18 protein-coding genes are annotated in these 13,806 nt (G+C 62.6%); 9 read left to right on the forward strand and 9 right to left on the reverse strand.

The features are described 5' to 3' along the window. The coding region (locus tag FJ319_07000) for a helix-turn-helix domain-containing protein (GenBank protein ID MBM3934034.1) at positions 1–187 on the reverse strand (187 nt) is incomplete at its 3' end. A 207-nt stretch (positions 188–394) separates the two neighbouring features. Here FJ319_07000 and FJ319_07005 point away from each other — a divergent pair. From FJ319_07005 to FJ319_07045, 9 genes are all read left to right on the forward strand, one after another. Beyond that, entirely contained in the window at positions 395–535 is a 141-nt protein-coding gene (locus FJ319_07005; GenBank protein MBM3934035.1) for a 50S ribosomal protein L34, read from the forward strand. A gap of 22 nt (positions 536–557) precedes the next feature. Next, complete coding sequence (rnpA, locus tag FJ319_07010) at positions 558–926, forward strand: ribonuclease P protein component (GenBank protein ID MBM3934036.1); 369 nt, start codon at positions 558–560, stop codon at positions 924–926. Then, a complete protein-coding gene (yidD, locus tag FJ319_07015) occupies positions 923–1,135 on the forward strand; it encodes a membrane protein insertion efficiency factor YidD (protein MBM3934037.1) in 213 nt (70 codons plus the stop codon). The genes rnpA and yidD overlap by 4 nt, the downstream gene beginning before the upstream one ends. Positions 1,136–1,212: 77 nt before the next feature. Continuing rightward, a complete protein-coding gene (locus FJ319_07020) occupies positions 1,213–2,331 on the forward strand; it encodes a hypothetical protein (protein MBM3934038.1) in 1,119 nt (372 codons plus the stop codon). A 112-nt stretch (positions 2,332–2,443) separates the two neighbouring features. Then, on the forward strand, positions 2,444–3,352 hold the full coding sequence (locus FJ319_07025; GenBank protein MBM3934039.1) for a YidC/Oxa1 family membrane protein insertase: 909 nt from the start codon (positions 2,444–2,446) through the stop codon (positions 3,350–3,352). Beyond that, the gene (locus FJ319_07030; GenBank protein ID MBM3934040.1) at positions 3,249–3,902 is read left to right on the forward strand and encodes a protein jag; all 654 of its coding nucleotides are present in this window, start codon (positions 3,249–3,251) and stop codon (positions 3,900–3,902) included. Before FJ319_07025 ends, FJ319_07030 begins: the two co-directional genes overlap by 104 nt. A 306-nt stretch (positions 3,903–4,208) precedes the next feature. Beyond that, a complete protein-coding gene (locus tag FJ319_07035) occupies positions 4,209–4,673 on the forward strand; it encodes a hypothetical protein (protein ID MBM3934041.1) in 465 nt (154 codons plus the stop codon). A gap of 94 nt (positions 4,674–4,767) precedes the next feature. Beyond that, positions 4,768–5,862 (forward strand): exo-alpha-sialidase, encoded by a 1,095-nt coding sequence (locus FJ319_07040; protein ID MBM3934042.1) that lies wholly within the window; start codon positions 4,768–4,770, stop codon positions 5,860–5,862. A gap of 20 nt (positions 5,863–5,882) precedes the next feature. Next, positions 5,883–6,953 (forward strand): cobalamin-independent methionine synthase II family protein, encoded by a 1,071-nt coding sequence (locus FJ319_07045; protein ID MBM3934043.1) that lies wholly within the window; start codon positions 5,883–5,885, stop codon positions 6,951–6,953. Here the strand turns inward: FJ319_07045 and FJ319_07050 are convergent. The 8 genes from FJ319_07050 to serS all read right to left on the reverse strand — a co-directional run bounded on the left by FJ319_07050 (position 6,950) and on the right by serS (position 13,336). Next, positions 6,950–8,953 carry a trypsin-like serine protease gene (locus FJ319_07050; protein MBM3934044.1) on the reverse strand — a complete coding sequence of 668 codons (2,004 nt, stop codon included), beginning with the start codon at positions 8,951–8,953 and terminating at the stop codon, positions 6,950–6,952. The two genes, FJ319_07045 and FJ319_07050, sit on opposite strands and share 4 nt — an antisense overlap. A 116-nt stretch (positions 8,954–9,069) precedes the next feature. After that, positions 9,070–9,357, reverse strand: a complete 288-nt coding sequence (locus FJ319_07055) for a cupin domain-containing protein (protein ID MBM3934045.1) — start codon at positions 9,355–9,357, stop codon at positions 9,070–9,072. A gap of 109 nt (positions 9,358–9,466) precedes the next feature. Then, complete coding sequence (locus tag FJ319_07060; protein ID MBM3934046.1) at positions 9,467–9,850, reverse strand: cupin domain-containing protein; 384 nt, start codon at positions 9,848–9,850, stop codon at positions 9,467–9,469. A 138-nt stretch (positions 9,851–9,988) separates the two neighbouring features. After that, entirely contained in the window at positions 9,989–10,846 is an 858-nt protein-coding gene (locus tag FJ319_07065) for a cupin domain-containing protein (GenBank protein ID MBM3934047.1), read from the reverse strand. 27 nt (positions 10,847–10,873) lie between these two features. After that, positions 10,874–11,224: a type II toxin-antitoxin system PemK/MazF family toxin gene (locus FJ319_07070; protein ID MBM3934048.1), complete on the reverse strand. Its 351-nt coding sequence runs from the start codon at positions 11,222–11,224 to the stop codon at positions 10,874–10,876. 3 nt (positions 11,225–11,227) lie between these two features. Further along, the gene (locus FJ319_07075; protein ID MBM3934049.1) at positions 11,228–11,524 is read right to left on the reverse strand and encodes a hypothetical protein; all 297 of its coding nucleotides are present in this window, start codon (positions 11,522–11,524) and stop codon (positions 11,228–11,230) included. A 69-nt stretch (positions 11,525–11,593) separates the two neighbouring features. Next, positions 11,594–11,968, reverse strand: coding sequence for a cupin domain-containing protein (locus tag FJ319_07080; GenBank protein ID MBM3934050.1), 375 nt, complete (start codon positions 11,966–11,968; stop codon positions 11,594–11,596). A 105-nt stretch (positions 11,969–12,073) separates the two neighbouring features. Then, positions 12,074–13,336, reverse strand: coding sequence for a serine--tRNA ligase (gene serS, locus FJ319_07085; protein ID MBM3934051.1), 1,263 nt, complete (start codon positions 13,334–13,336; stop codon positions 12,074–12,076). Between the last annotated feature and the right edge of the window lie 470 nt (positions 13,337–13,806).

Consider the following 13,806-nt stretch of genomic DNA (forward strand, 5'->3'; position numbering starts at 1 on the left):
GTCCTCGATTGCCATGGACCAGCCCTGCCGCTCCATCCTTCCGGTAGGTCGCCAGAAGCCTCCATACCTGGCGCTCCGATACCCCCAATGCCGTGGCAGCTTGAGCCTTTGTCAATCGCTTCTCAAGGACAGCGTTCAACACTACCGTTCGTTTAGCCTCTCTCTCGCCCATTGTCAGTTCTTTCATAGACTGACATTTTCACTGCTCCCTTAACCCCTGACACTATCACTGCACCAATGCACCAACACGAGCCCACCCCTTATCAAAGTGCGGGGTGTGACGTACAATAGTACCTTAAGCCGGTTTGGGATTCGTTTGACACCCCTTTGCGGCGCTCCATATAATCGTTCACGAATGCGTGCAATACCGCGCACCGGGACGCGTGAGGACGAAATGACAAAGAGAACTTTCCAACCTAAAGTACGAAGGCGCTTCCGCGTGCACGGCTTCCGCGCCCGAATGGCGACGAATAACGGACGCAACGTGCTCAAGCGCCGCATGTTCAAAGGACGCCACAGGCTGACCGTGAACTAGAGTGGAACGGGTCCGCCGGACTATGCCCAGGGAACGGCGCCTGACGAAGTCCAGCGACTTTGGGGCGCTCCGAGCGGAGAACCGCTCGTGGTCGGACAGGCTACTCGTACTCAGGGTAAAGCGGAACGGCCTTGGGGTAAGCAGAGCGGGCTTTTCAGTGGGTAAACGGATCGGTAACGCGGTAACGCGTAACCGGGCAAAGCGTAGAATGCGAGAGGCAGTGCGCTTGACACCAGTCCAGCAGGGCTGGGATTTCGTGTTTATCGCTCGGAACGGTGTAGTTGAGGCAGACTTCAAGGAGATCTGCAGCTCGGTCGAGTCGCTGCTCAAAAGGGCCGGGCTGCTGGCGCGGGCGCCTGCTCCACCGCCCGGCGAGGCGGGCATCCCATGATGAAGCGGCTGTCGCTGGGAGCGATCAGACTCTACCAGACCTCGATGAGCCCCTATTTCAGGGGGCACTGCCGCCACACGCCGACCTGCTCAAGCTACACTTACGAGGCCATCTCCCGGTACGGCGTCCTGAAGGGCATCTGGCTCGGCACGAAGCGCATCGGCCGCTGCCGGCCTTTCGGCACCAGAGGTTACGACCCTGTGCCATAGCTTCCGGCCAACACCGGCGCCGGTCCGGATTAGCGAAGCGTAATTCTGTTCAAGGCGGACGTCCCATTTCCTCCCACATGTCATACAGAAACCTGCCCATCACGGCGATCTTGGCGGCGCTCTCCATCTTCGCGCTGGCCGCGTGCGGAGGGGCACCCACCCCATCCGGCTGGTCAGGCGCAGTGGTCCAGGGGGACCGCGTCTACATCGGCACCATGGACAGGGATGTCCGGGCCATAGACGTCAATTCCGGCGATACGGTCTGGAAGTTCCCCCTTCGCGGTACGACCGAGCTTAACCGCGCGGTCTACGGCACACCTGCCCTCGTTGACAACGTGCTGTACTTCGCCGTTTACGACGGGCTCATGTACGCCGTGAACACAAACGGACGCGAGGTATGGAGCACCTCCGTCGGCGGTGGCCACCCCTTCGTCGGCAGTCCTGCCGTTGCGGACGGCAAGGTCCTGATCGGCTCCAACGACCACCACCTCTACGCGCTGGACGCGGCCAGCGGCAGCCAGGTATGGCGCTTCAAGACCGGTAACATGGTCTGGTCGTCCCCTGTCGTGGACAACGGCAGAGTGTACATCGGCTCGCTCGACCAGAAGGTCTACGCCCTTCGGCTCTCTGACGGGTCAAAGGTGTGGGAGTTCGAGGCGGGCGGCTCCGTCACGTCCCGTCCCCTCGTGGCGGACGGGCGGGTGTACGTCGGCTCCTTCGGCTCGAAGTTTTTCGCGCTCAATGCCGATACAGGCAGCCAGGTCTGGGAGTTTGACGGGGCCGGGTCCTGGTATTGGGCAGACCCCATAAAAGACGCGACTACGGTCTACGCCGCCTCGCTGGACGGCAACCTTTACGCGCTGGACGCCGCCACGGGGGGGATGAAGTGGAAAGCGGAGACGAACGGCCAGATCACCGGCGCCCCGGCGCTGCTGGGGAGTTGGGTGATGGTGGGCTCCACCGACGGCCGCGTGAGAATTGTGAACGCGGCGGACGGCAGCTCAACCAATTCGTGCAACATCGGCCCGGCCATCCGCGCTCCGTTAACCGTGGCCGACGACCGCATTTACGTCAGCGCCGCGGACCGATCCATACGGTCGCTGACCATCAAGTCGAACGGCAACCCGGATGAAGAGTGGGTGCACCGCTCCAACAAGGAAGACCCGGTCGACAACGAGAGCGCCAGCGCGTGCTGATATCCCTACCCTGCCCTGAGTACATACCGTCGGCGCAGGAGTCCAAGAGAACTGTGAACGGTGGCCATTGGAAATAGTCAGCCTCTTATGGACTGAAATACTTATCCGACCGATGATCAACGGCCTTGTGCTGTTGTATTCGGTCCTGTTCCACAACCTGGGCGTTGCGATCATCGCGTTCACGGTGATCCTGCGCGTCCTGATGATCCCGCTGACGCTGCGGCAGAGCAAGCAGATGAAGAAGATGTCAGCCATACAGCCGCGGCTGCGGGAGATACAGACCAAGTTCAAAGACGACCGGGCGCGGATGTCCCAGGAGACGATGAAGGCCTACAAGGAGTCCGGCGTGAGCCCGGCGGGCTGCCTTGGGCCAATGATCATCCAGCTTCCGCTGTTCATCGCCTTCTACTCCGTGCTTCGGGCGGCATTGCCCTCCACGCCGGAGAGGCTGGCGGACCTGTCAAAGCACCTGTACCCCTGGCTCCAGGCGGTCAGCGACGCCATCCCCATCAACGGGCGCTTCCTGTGGATGGACCTGGGCCAGCTGGCCAGCGCAGGCACCTTCCCCTTCTTCCTGCCGGTGCTCGTGGGCGTTTCCACGTGGCTCATGCAGAAGGTCTCGACGATGCCGGCCAGCAACCCACAGCAGGAGCAGACGAACCGGACAATGCTGTGGATCATGCCCGGCATGTTCGCGGTCTTCTCCCTGAATTTCGAAAAGGGCCTGGCGCTATACTGGATTGTGTCTAACATCGCGGGCATGATCATCCAGGGGTTCATCACCGGATGGGGTCCGCTCATAAATACGTTCAAGGGATTCGGCCGCAAGCGACAGCCTGCGGACGCCGCGCCGGCCAATGCAATAGCTCCGGCCGCGTCCAAGACCGCAAAGCCCCCGACAGAGGAGGCGCAAGCAGATGAAGACAATAGAGAGAACGGCAAAGACGGCGGAGGAAGCGATCGAGCTGGCGCTCAAGGAGCTCGACGTCGAACGCACGGAAGTCGAAATCGACGTCATTAGCCGCGGCAAGGCCGGCATCCTGGGAATCGGCGGAGAGCCCGCCCGCGTGCGCGTTACGCTCCTGGAGAAGCCGAAGGCCGAGGAGCCGCCGAGCGTCGCCAAGGTGGCCGTTGAGGTGCTGGACGGCCTCATCAAAAACATGGGCGTCACAGCAGTCGTCAACCTGCGCTCCACCTTCCGCGAAGACGTGGGAGGCCCCGTGCTGGAGATCGACGGCGACGACTCCGGCCTCCTCATCGGGCGGCGCGGAGAGACCCTCCGCGCGCTGCAGTTCCTCGTCACCTTCATCACCGGGCGCAGGACCAATGAGAAGGTCAACATCTTCGTGGACATCTCCGGCTACCAGGCGCGGCGCTACCAGGCGCTCGAGAACATGGCGCTAAAGGTTGCCCAGCGGGTGGAGTCGTCCGGCAGGCCGATCACGCTGGAGCCGATGCCCCCCAACGAGCGCCGCGTCATCCACATGGCGCTGGCGGACAACCCCCGCGTGAAGACCGCCAGCACCGGCGAAGGCGACCACCGCCAGGTGGTTGTTGAGCCGGCGCGGTAGGGTCGGGGTGCGGGGCTGACTGCCGACCGTCTGCTGCTGTATCATGTTAACTGACTGATCGAATATGGAGGCCGAACCATGAGAGGCCGCGGCGATTCAAGTCAGGTTATCATCGGGTCGATAGTCATTCTTGTCGGCGTTCTGTTTCTCCTCGAGACCACTGACGTCATCAACGTCGGCAACGTCTTCTAGTGGGTCCCTTCGCTTTTCATCCTCTACGGCATCTGGCTCATCGTCAAAAACGGGTTCCGGAGCCTCACCGGCCCAATCGTCATCATCACCGTTGCCGCGATCGTCCAGGCCGCAATGCTCGGAGTGAACGTCGGCGACCTGTGGCCGGTAATCCTGATCGTCGTCGGCCTCTCCATCATCTTCGGCGGGATGCGCGTGAAGTCACGAAGAATGGCCGATAAGGCAACCGTGGACATGGACTCCGTGAATGTCACCGCCGCGCTGAGCAGCTCGGAGCAGCGCGTGCTATCTCAGGACTTCAAGGGCGGCCAGGTCACTGCCATCATGGGCGGCGTGGAGATAGACCTGCGCGACGCCCATGTGCTCGAGAGGCCTGCGAAGATCGACGCTACGGTCATTATGGGCGGGGCGGAGATAAGCGTGCCGGAAGGCTGGGTTGTACGCTTCGACAACGTGAACTTCATGGGCGGCTCCGGAGACGAGCGCAAGCGGCGACATATGGAGCCCCCTGCGGACAACAAGCCTGACCTGCTTATTACGGGCCTCGTGCTCATGGGCGCGGTGGAAATCAAGTCCTGAGCGCCACGCGGTTTGACGCTCCAATGGCGCCTACGTACAATGTGGGCGATTCGCTTCCCTGCGCCTCCCATTACTTCGCACCTACGGAGTCACAATGCTCAAGATCATCGACCAGGGCGTAATCTCGAAGGTACCCGGTCGGGGCGCCTATATGCCCACCATTACATTGCTGCCTGACGGCACATACGTTGCCGCGCAACACGTGGGCGCCGGGCTGGGCACGCCCGACAACCACATCGAGCTGCTGCGGTCAAAAGACCTGAAGACGTGGACAAACGAAGGCAGCGTGCACGACGCCGATGACGAGCTGGACAAGTGGTGTTACCGCGGCCCCAGGGTGATCGTGGCGCCGGACGGCCGGTGGGCGCTTGTCTCCACGCGGTTTGAAAAGGGCGATACCTTCAACGTGCAGACCGAGGCCGTGCCCACGTGCGAGCTCGTTCTTATGTGGTCGGGCGACCAGGGTCGCAAGTGGTCGAAGCCGCAGATAGTGCCCGTGGGCTACCCTTCCGACCAGTACACATGGAACGGCACTGGGTACTTGCTCCAGATATCGCCGAAGAGGTGGATGTTCCCGTTCGAGACGTGGAAGCCGGAAGGCTACACGGGGCTGCCCAACCAGGTCGCGGGGGCCGTGTTCTCTTCCGACCAGGGGAAGACGTGGGGCGAGCGAACGGAGTTCCACCGGGACAGGCAGGTCAAGAAGCTGTGGTGGGACGGGGCGTACGCCATCATGCCGAACGGCGACCTTATCTCGCTCTTCTGGGTGCACCTGTACGGGACGAGCGAGGACACATTCAACCACTGGTCCATATCGAAGGACCAGGGCAGGACGTGGTCCACGCCGCGGCCGACGAACCTTCGCGGCCAGGTATGCGCGCCCATACCCCTGAAGGACGGGCGGGTGGCGGCAGTGTACAACTACCGCCACGAGCCGCAGGGCGTACACGTCGCGCTGACGAAGAATTTCGACCACTTCGACACGGACAATGAGGTGAAGGTCTTCGACGCCAGCAAGGAGGCCACGCTGGGCAAGCCGGAGGCGGGGACGTTTATTGCGGAGCATATGAAGATTGCGTTCGGGAAGCCGAGCGGGATGACCTTGCCGAACGGCGACATCCTCACGCACTTCTGGTGCACCACGCAGGGCGTCACACACACGCGCTGGGTGCGGCTGAAGGCGGAGTAAGTGTTTCTGAGGAGAGTCCCATGACCAGGACCGTAAAGAACGACGTACCATTCGCCGCCGGCGTGGTGGGCAGCCTGCCGCGGCCGAAGGCCGTGATAGAGATGCTGCCGCAGACCCCGAGCCCGGAGGCGTCCCGCTCGCCCAACATGGATGCCGCCGCGCGCTTCGCCATCGCGCTGCAAGAGACAGCGGGGCTGGACCAGGTGAGCGACGGGGAGTGGCGCAGGCACGCGTACACGCACATCATCGCGGACATCGCCTCCGGCTTCTCGGCCGACCTGCGAGAGAACCCGCGCCGGTGGGGCATATCGATCACGGAGCCCATGGTGGTCAAGCGCCCCGGGCTGATAGCCGAGGAGGCGAAGTTCCTCGTCAAGCATACGTCAAAGATGACGAAGGTGTGCTTGCCCTCGCCTTACCTGCTGGGCGTGCGCCTGTGGGAGAAGGACGTCTCGAAAAAGGCCTACCCTACCCGCGACAAGTTCATCGACGCGCTGGTGCCCATCCTCCGCAACGAGCTGATTGAGGTGGCGAAGACCGGCGTGACCACTGTGCAGATAGACGAGCCGCACCTGTGCGTGCTTGTGGACCCCAGCTACCGTAACTCGTTCGATAACGCGCAGTACGAGATGGACCTGGCGGCAGCGAAGATCAACGAGATCATCCACGGCATCAAGGGCGTGCGGCTGGCGCTGCACCTGTGCCGGCGCAACTGGGGCCGCAAGGGCTGGGGCGCTGAAGGCGGCTACGAGCCGATCATCGACACGATGAAGAAGATCAAGGTGGACCAGTACGTGATGGAGTTCAGCATCCCCGTGGCCGGGGATGTGGCCATCCTGAAGCAGATGCCGGAGGACTCGCTGATCGGCCTGGGGTGCGTGGAGTGCCGCTTCGAGAAGATCGACACGCCGGAGGAGATCGTCGCGCGGGTGGAGAAGGCACTCCAGTACGTGGAGCCGCAGCGCATCAGCCTGAACCCGGACTGCGGCTTCGCCCCGGGGCTCGGCATCCCGATGGACCTGGACGAGCCCTACCAGAAGCTCAAGAACGAGGCCGAGGCGGCGAGACGGCTCCGCGAGAAGTACGCCTAGGGAACGCGGGCCGTAAGCTCCAGCGTGGCGAGCGCGTATTCAAACATCGGCAACAGGTCCTTGAAACGAGCGGCCGGCGCACTATAGGTTATGGCTACGCCCAGCCCGCCGTCTTTCACGATCAGCGTGATGCCCTGCGCCTGGCCATCCCTGCTGCTGAACTCTATTAGCTCACCTGGCAGGCCCTTGTTTGTGGTCGCCTGTTTGCGCGTGAGCAGCCGCACAGATGGATCGACCTGCTGGGCGTCTATCATCGCCGCGTTCGCGTACTGCTCAAGGCTCATGGCCTCGCGCCCCCTGTCCGCCAGCTTCTCCTCCGCAATCGTCAGGACTGTGCCGTTTTCGGAAAGGAACACCTCAACGCCCGCAATAGGCAGGTCGTTCAGTATCCTCAGGTCCACAGGGTGCTGGACTGCCACCGTCCCATCCTCACTCAGGAAGTACCTCATTGGGCCGAATGGGCTGTCCACTATCTCCGATTCGAGCGACGGCGCCGCAATAGAAGGCCTTGATAGCGCCTCCTCATTGATATTCACCGTCCAGTAGACCTTCACTACATAGCCGAACGGGCCGTCGCCGAAAGCGTCCGTGACGGCAACAACGAAGCGTTCGGACCGCTTGCCCATGAACGTGATCGCCGGCTTCGGTCCGAACTCCCACTCCGCGCTGTCGAAGTCCTGGTAGTAGCGGTCGTATATCCTCCCCGCCGGACCCACGGATAGCTGAGGGGTCGAATATGGCGTTTCCACCTCAACACGTACCATCATCTCCTCTTCGGGAAGCTCGTCCGGCACCTTGAAGATGAAGTAGTCGGTATCCGAAGGGTAGTCGAAAAACGCCCTGTAATCGCCGAGGGTAATTGACTGGCCGTCGTCCGGGTCCTCCAGCGGGATAAGGTCCACGTTGCCGGTGATGGTGACGGTCTCCGGCTGAGTGAGGAGCGTTATCAACCGCACGAAATGGGGGCCTTCCAGCTGGGTCTTGCCCTCAAGGGAGCTTCCGCTCGTATTGTTGCCGCCGGACGCCCCAAAGAGGTTCCTGCCCTGGCTGTCGATGAAATGGACCACGCCCTCAGTTGGGCTAACGTCCACCCTGACCGTAGTGTTTCTGACCTCGTTCACGACGAACACAGCCGAGTCGAACTGACGGGCCAGCTCCACCTCGTGCGTCTTGCGCCCGCCCTCTTCCGGCACCCGCCTAGATATCACACTGCTGTGGGACAAGGCCACGGTCATCATCGCTATCCGAGGCGCAATGTCGTAGGCAGAGGCCGCCAGGCCGTATCCCCCCTTTTCCTGGCTTATACGCAGGCCGGAGATGCCTATGAGGTCGCCGTCCCGGGAGACGAGCGCACCGCCGCTTTGACCGCCTGCGAGAGACGCGTCCGTCTGGAAATAGGTCATCCCCATGTCGCCCCACTCCCTTAGCCGGGATATGAGGCCGCGAGAGATCGTCGGCGCTGAGCCGGATATGTTGTCGCCGGGGTAGCCGACGAGGAAGGAATCGCTGCCCACCGCCTCCTGCTCCCCGTTCACAAGCACCAGCGGCGTCACCTCCGTTACAAACGGCCCCACCAGCGCCAGGTCGGCGACACTGTCCTGCTTGAAGACCGGGGCGTCTTCGAACTTCTTGCCGTTCGGGAAAGTCACCGTCACGCGGTTGAACGGCCATACCACGTGGGCGTTGGTGAGCACGTACCCGCCTTCGATCAGGACGCCGCTGCCCGTCGTCCGCGAGGGCGTCTGGATAAACACTACCGCCGGCGACACCTTTGCATAGATCTGCGAGGACGTGAGCGGAGCGGGCGTGGCCGTTGGCGCGGGTGTGGCGGTGGGCTGCGGCGTCGGGGACGGCGATGGCACGGCGGTCGGCTCGGACGTTGCGGTAGCGGCGATCGTCACAGTGGGCTCCGGCGTCGGGGAGGAAGGCGCGGCGGGCGGGTCGCACGCCAGGCATGTCCTAAGAAGGGTGGCGAGCAAAGCAACAACGGCCCTGGACATGTGGCGCCTCCGCGTGCGGGACGGCTAGGATATTGCGTCAATATCCCAGCTTCAGGCGCTCATCATACCAGGGCCGTTATGCAAAGTGTCGCGGATATCGTACGGATTTGCGTGAACTAGTGCTTCACGAGCCCTCTGACCAGCACATGCTCCAGCCAGTCGTTGCTGTCGTTGACTACGGAGTGCTTGCACTTCGGCGGGATGTAAACGGCATCGCCCGCCTTCACTTCGACAACGCGACCGTCCAGGTGGACCTTGCCGTGGCCCTTGATGATGTAGACCACGTGCTCCTTGTCGTTATGGTCGTGGAGAGGCTCCTCCATGCCGGGCTGGAGCAGGCGGTAGGTGAACCCGTGGATGCCGCCGCCCACGAGCACCTGCTGCTTCTCGCCCTCCGGAATCACCTCGCCCTTTTTTCGACGAACACCTTCCAGCCCACCGCGCCGTGGCTGTTCGCGGGCTCCTGCTCCGTCCAGTGCCTGACCGTTCCTGCCATTGCCGTACTCCTCCAGATTATTGTTTGACCATTCCGGTCACCAGCGTGTGCACCAGCAGGTCCGTGCCATCGTTAATCAGGAAGTGACGGCACTTCGGCGGCACGTAAATCGAATCGCCGGGGCCGACATCGGTCACCTCGCCGTCCAGGCTTACCTTCCCGTGCCCGCTGACGATGTAGATGATATGCTCCTTGTCCTCGCGCTCGCGAGGGGGTTGCTGCATCCCCGGGGCCAGCATGAGGTAGTGGAATGCGTGGAGGCCGCCCGCGCCGAGGACGACGCGCTTTTCGCCCGCCGGCGGCTGCGTCTGATCCTTGCGCTCCGCGAAAATGTTGCGGCCGACAGTGTTGTGGCTGCTCGCGGTATCCTGCTCGCTCCAGTGCCTGACTACGCCCGCCATACGTGGCTCCACCAATTTGTTGCGCCGGAATCTTAGCAGAACCGCCGCCCCCTCAACAACGCAAAGGGGCCCGGGCACATCGCGCCCGGGTCCCTTTCCTGTCTGGCCTACTACCAACTACCCACTACTTACTACTTGCTAGCCGCCGATTTTCCCCTTCGGGTGGATCGGCTTGCCGACCTCGGCGCTGATGATCAGGTGCTCCAGCCAGTCGTCGCTGTCGTTGATGAGGCCGTGCTGCACCTTCGCGGGACCGTAGACGGCGTCGCCGTCGCGCACGGGGATCGTCTCGTTCCCGACGATCATCTTGCCCTTGCCGGAGGTGAAGTAGTACACCTGCTCCATATCGGCATGGTCATGAGTGCCAGTCTGGAGGCCCGGCTGCAGGCGATGCAGCGTGATCTTCTTAACGCCCGTCGCCGGCGCTTCGTTGTACGTCTTGCCCTCCTGCCCCAACGGGCCGAACACGCTCCACAGCAGGGCAGCGCCGTGCGAGACGCCGGGGTCGGAGTCCAGCCAGTTGCGATGGGCGATGACGTTCTTGAACTCCTTCGCCGCGATCTTCTTCTTGTTGACCTCTTGCTCCTCCGGGGAGACAACGCGGCCGTTCATGATCAGGTGCGCCAGCCAGTCATCGGTGTCGTTGATCATCTGGTGGTAGCTGCCGATAGGCACGCAGAGGACGTCGCCCTTCTTTACATTGTACAGCTTGTCGTCCACGTTCATCTTGCCGGAGCCCTGGGTGAAGTAGTAGATCTGCTCGCGGTCAAAGTGGATATGGTAGTCGCCGCTCTTGCCGGGCTGGATTATGTGGAGCGTCAGCGCCTGGAAGCCGCGAAGGGGGGCCTGCTCCCACTTCTTACCCTCCTGCCCTTCCCAGCCGAAGTACGCGTACACGATTGCCGTGTGGTGGGACACCACGGGCGTAATCTGGCGCCAGTTGCGGATTGCGACGGTCATTGCGAGACTCCTCCAGAGTTTTGTGTTCCGGGGCATTATACGACAACGGCGCGCGTGGCGAGACTACTTGAGATGGGCAGAAGGCCACAGGCCAAGGTCGGCCTCAAGGTCAAGAGCGTACACCACGGCGCCAGACAGGGCTTCCATCTTCTCGGCCGAGAGTGACGTGATCCTGGTCTGGAGGGTGGCCTTCTGAACAGTCACGATATCGTCCGCATTAACAACGCAGGCTACCGGCATGCCATCGCTTTCATCGAGTCCGACTTCCGCAGAGATTCCCCGGGCAGTGCGTGTTATCGGCGCTATCGTCACGGACGCGCGCTTGTCTATGACGGAGTCACGGGTGAGCAAGACTACTGGCCTGCGACCGGCGGGCGGCGGCAGCACCGCCCACCAGACCTCTCCTCGTCGCATCGGTTACCATTCCTCCGCCGGAAGAATATCCGCAAGCATGGCTTCCTGGGTTATCGCCATCACGTTATCCTCGGGAAAGCGCTCATACGCATCCCTATCATTCCTTTCCATCTCGCGCCTCTCCAGGTAGCGGAGGTAGAAGCGACACGCCTCCCGAATTGTCTCCGCGCGTGGAGTCCCTTCGGCATCGGAGAGTGCGTCCAGCGCCAGGAGAAGCTCCGGAGACATGGGGACCTGGATAATCCTCCCGCGCTGGGGCTTAGCGCCCTCAGTGGCCCTCCGCTTTAGCTTTGTGGTCATGGCCTCACCTCCCTGCATCACGATGCACCAATCATACCACAACATGTTCCACAATAAATTGTGGAAGTCTCACTTCTGCGCGGGTATCAGCACCGTAATGACCAGGTGCTCCAGCCAGTCTTCGCTGTCGTTTATGATCTGGTGCTTCGTGGGAGGGGGGATGTGGATGGTGTCGCCGGCGCGGACTGGGATGAGCTTGTCGTCCAGGTTCATCTTGCCCTTGCCGCGGGTGATATAGAAGATCTGCTCTTTAGTGGTGTGGGAGTGGTAGTCGCCCTCGGAGTGCGGCTGGAGGAGGTGGAGCGTGAAGTTCTGGTAGCCGATGAGCGGGGCCTCGGCGAGCGGCTTGCCCTCCGCCTTCTGGCCGAAGATGTTCCAGATGATCGAGGTCCCGTGGCCGATCGTCGGCTTGATAGTCTCCCAGTGCCGGATAGTGGCGCCCATAGCATCCCTCCCATGCGGATTTGGCGCGTAGGGTACGCCCGCCCCGCAGGGAAGGCAAGGGGCCAAACAGCCGAAGACCCCCTCCCTGTATCTCTCCCCTTCTCTCTACCCTATTCTGTCCCAGCCCGTGTACGGGCGGAGCACTTCCGGGACCACGATGGAGCCGTTTGCCTGCTGGTAGTTTTCCATGACGGCGATGACGACGCGCGCCACTCCCAGGCCGGAGCCGTTGAGGGTGTGCAGCAGGCGCGGCCTGGCCTCCGCGTCCGGGCGGTAGCGGATGTTGGCGCGGCGCGCCTGGAAGTCGGTGCAGTTGGAGCACGAGCTGACTTCCAGCCAAGAGTCGACGCCCGGCGACCACATCTCAACGTCGTAGGTCTTCACCGAGGCGAAGCTAAGGTCGCCCGTGCAGAGCTTGAGCACGCGATGCGGAATGCCGAGTCGCACCGCCACGTCCTCGGCGTCCGCCACCAGCTTGTCCAGCTCCTTGGCCGACTCCGCCGGCTCCACGAACTTGAACATCTCCACCTTGTCGAACTGGTGGACGCGCTTGATGCCGCGAGTGTCCCTACCCGCCGCCGCCTTCTCGCGCCGGAAGCACGGCGTGTGGGCGACGTAGTACTTCGGCAGGCCGCCGGGCGGGAGAATTTCGTCGCCGTAGAGGTTGGTTATCGGCACCTCCGCCGTCGGCACCATCCAGAGGTCGTCCTCTGCGTCGTGGTACATGTTCTCCGCGAACTTGGGGAGCTGGCCGCTGCCGGTCGCGGTCTTCGTCGTGACCATATACGGCAGGTAGAGCTCATCGTAGCCGTGGTCGACGATGTGCAGGTTGAGCATCCAGTTGATGAGCGCGCGCTGGAGCGTCGCTCCCTTGCCCTTGAGCACGTAGAAGCGCGAGCCGGAGAGCTTCGCGCCGCGCTCCAGGTCGATTATGTCCAGCTTCTCTCCAAGCTCCCAGTGCTGGAGCGGCTTGAAATCGAACTTGCGCGGCGCGCCGACGGTGCGGGCGACGACATTGTGTGACTCGTCCGGGCCGACCGGCACGTCGTCGTCGGGGATGTTGGGGATGACGAGCGCGACGGCGGCGAGCTCTTCCTCAACGCGGCGCGCCTCCTCCTCGAGCTCCTTGATCTTGCCGCCCACGCCGCGCATCTCCTCGATGAGCTCCGGCGGCTTGACCTTCATCAGGCTGATCTGCTTGCTAACGTCGTTGCGCCGCCCGCGCAGCGCGTCGCCCTCGACGATGATCTCGCGGCGGCGGGAGTCCAGCGCCAGCAGCCTGTCCACGGGGTCCTGGGACTGGCTGCGCTTCTCCAGCGCCTTTCGGACCCTCTCGGGCTCGTTGCGGATCAGGTCGATGTTTATCACGGCTGTACCTCGATGTCGGTGAACGAAAGGAAAAGAAGCCGGCTATGGCGATGTCGCGAGGATGGAACGGCCCACCCTCATCCGGTCCGCCGCGGCGGACCACCTTCTCCCTCAAAGGGAGAAGAGGGAAGGCGCCCTGCCACCCCACCCAATCACCCTCTCTGTCCCGCAAAGCCGGGACATCTCCCCCATCGAGGGGGAGACAAAGCCCGGGACGGGTCGGAGGGGCTGCTTCCCTCCTCTCCCTGAGGGAGAGGCCTTGGGGCGCTTTGGCCCAAAGGGTGAGGGCTATGGCTGTTCGACTCCTCCTCTCCCCGAGGGAGAGGCCTTTGCGGCTTTGCGCAAAGGGTGAGGGTGGGACAGTGGACACCTGGCGGCACATTTCGGGCTGACACGCCGCCGCACCTTGTCTATCTCTTCGTCCACTATTTAGATGTGAACGAATCAAGTATATCCGGTAAAATCGGGCC

It is taken from the genome of SAR202 cluster bacterium (genome assembly GCA_016872355.1).
Lineage (GTDB): Bacteria > Chloroflexota > Dehalococcoidia > Lucifugimonadales > VGZY01 > VGZY01.

Excerpts from the sequence above, each read along its gene's own strand:
- FJ319_07050 (MBM3934044.1), bottom strand. The coding sequence starts at position 8,953 with ATGTCCAGGGCCGTTGTTGCTTTGCTCGCCACCCTTCTTAGGACATGC.
- rnpA (MBM3934036.1), top strand. The coding sequence starts at position 558 with ATGCCCAGGGAACGGCGCCTGACGAAGTCCAGCGACTTTGGGGCGCTC.
- FJ319_07070 (MBM3934048.1), bottom strand. The coding sequence starts at position 11,224 with ATGCGACGAGGAGAGGTCTGGTGGGCGGTGCTGCCGCCGCCCGCCGGT.
- FJ319_07035 (MBM3934041.1), top strand. The coding sequence starts at position 4,209 with ATGCTCGGAGTGAACGTCGGCGACCTGTGGCCGGTAATCCTGATCGTC.
- FJ319_07030 (MBM3934040.1), top strand. The coding sequence starts at position 3,249 with ATGAAGACAATAGAGAGAACGGCAAAGACGGCGGAGGAAGCGATCGAG.
- FJ319_07075 (MBM3934049.1), bottom strand. The coding sequence starts at position 11,524 with ATGACCACAAAGCTAAAGCGGAGGGCCACTGAGGGCGCTAAGCCCCAG.
- FJ319_07065 (MBM3934047.1), bottom strand. The coding sequence starts at position 10,846 with ATGCCCCGGAACACAAAACTCTGGAGGAGTCTCGCAATGACCGTCGCA.
- FJ319_07005 (MBM3934035.1), top strand. The coding sequence starts at position 395 with ATGACAAAGAGAACTTTCCAACCTAAAGTACGAAGGCGCTTCCGCGTG.
- FJ319_07040 (MBM3934042.1), top strand. The coding sequence starts at position 4,768 with ATGCTCAAGATCATCGACCAGGGCGTAATCTCGAAGGTACCCGGTCGG.
- FJ319_07045 (MBM3934043.1), top strand. The coding sequence starts at position 5,883 with ATGACCAGGACCGTAAAGAACGACGTACCATTCGCCGCCGGCGTGGTG.
- FJ319_07080 (MBM3934050.1), bottom strand. The coding sequence starts at position 11,968 with ATGGGCGCCACTATCCGGCACTGGGAGACTATCAAGCCGACGATCGGC.
- FJ319_07020 (MBM3934038.1), top strand. The coding sequence starts at position 1,213 with ATGTCATACAGAAACCTGCCCATCACGGCGATCTTGGCGGCGCTCTCC.
- yidD (MBM3934037.1), top strand. The coding sequence starts at position 923 with ATGATGAAGCGGCTGTCGCTGGGAGCGATCAGACTCTACCAGACCTCG.
- FJ319_07025 (MBM3934039.1), top strand. The coding sequence starts at position 2,444 with ATGATCAACGGCCTTGTGCTGTTGTATTCGGTCCTGTTCCACAACCTG.
- FJ319_07060 (MBM3934046.1), bottom strand. The coding sequence starts at position 9,850 with ATGGCGGGCGTAGTCAGGCACTGGAGCGAGCAGGATACCGCGAGCAGC.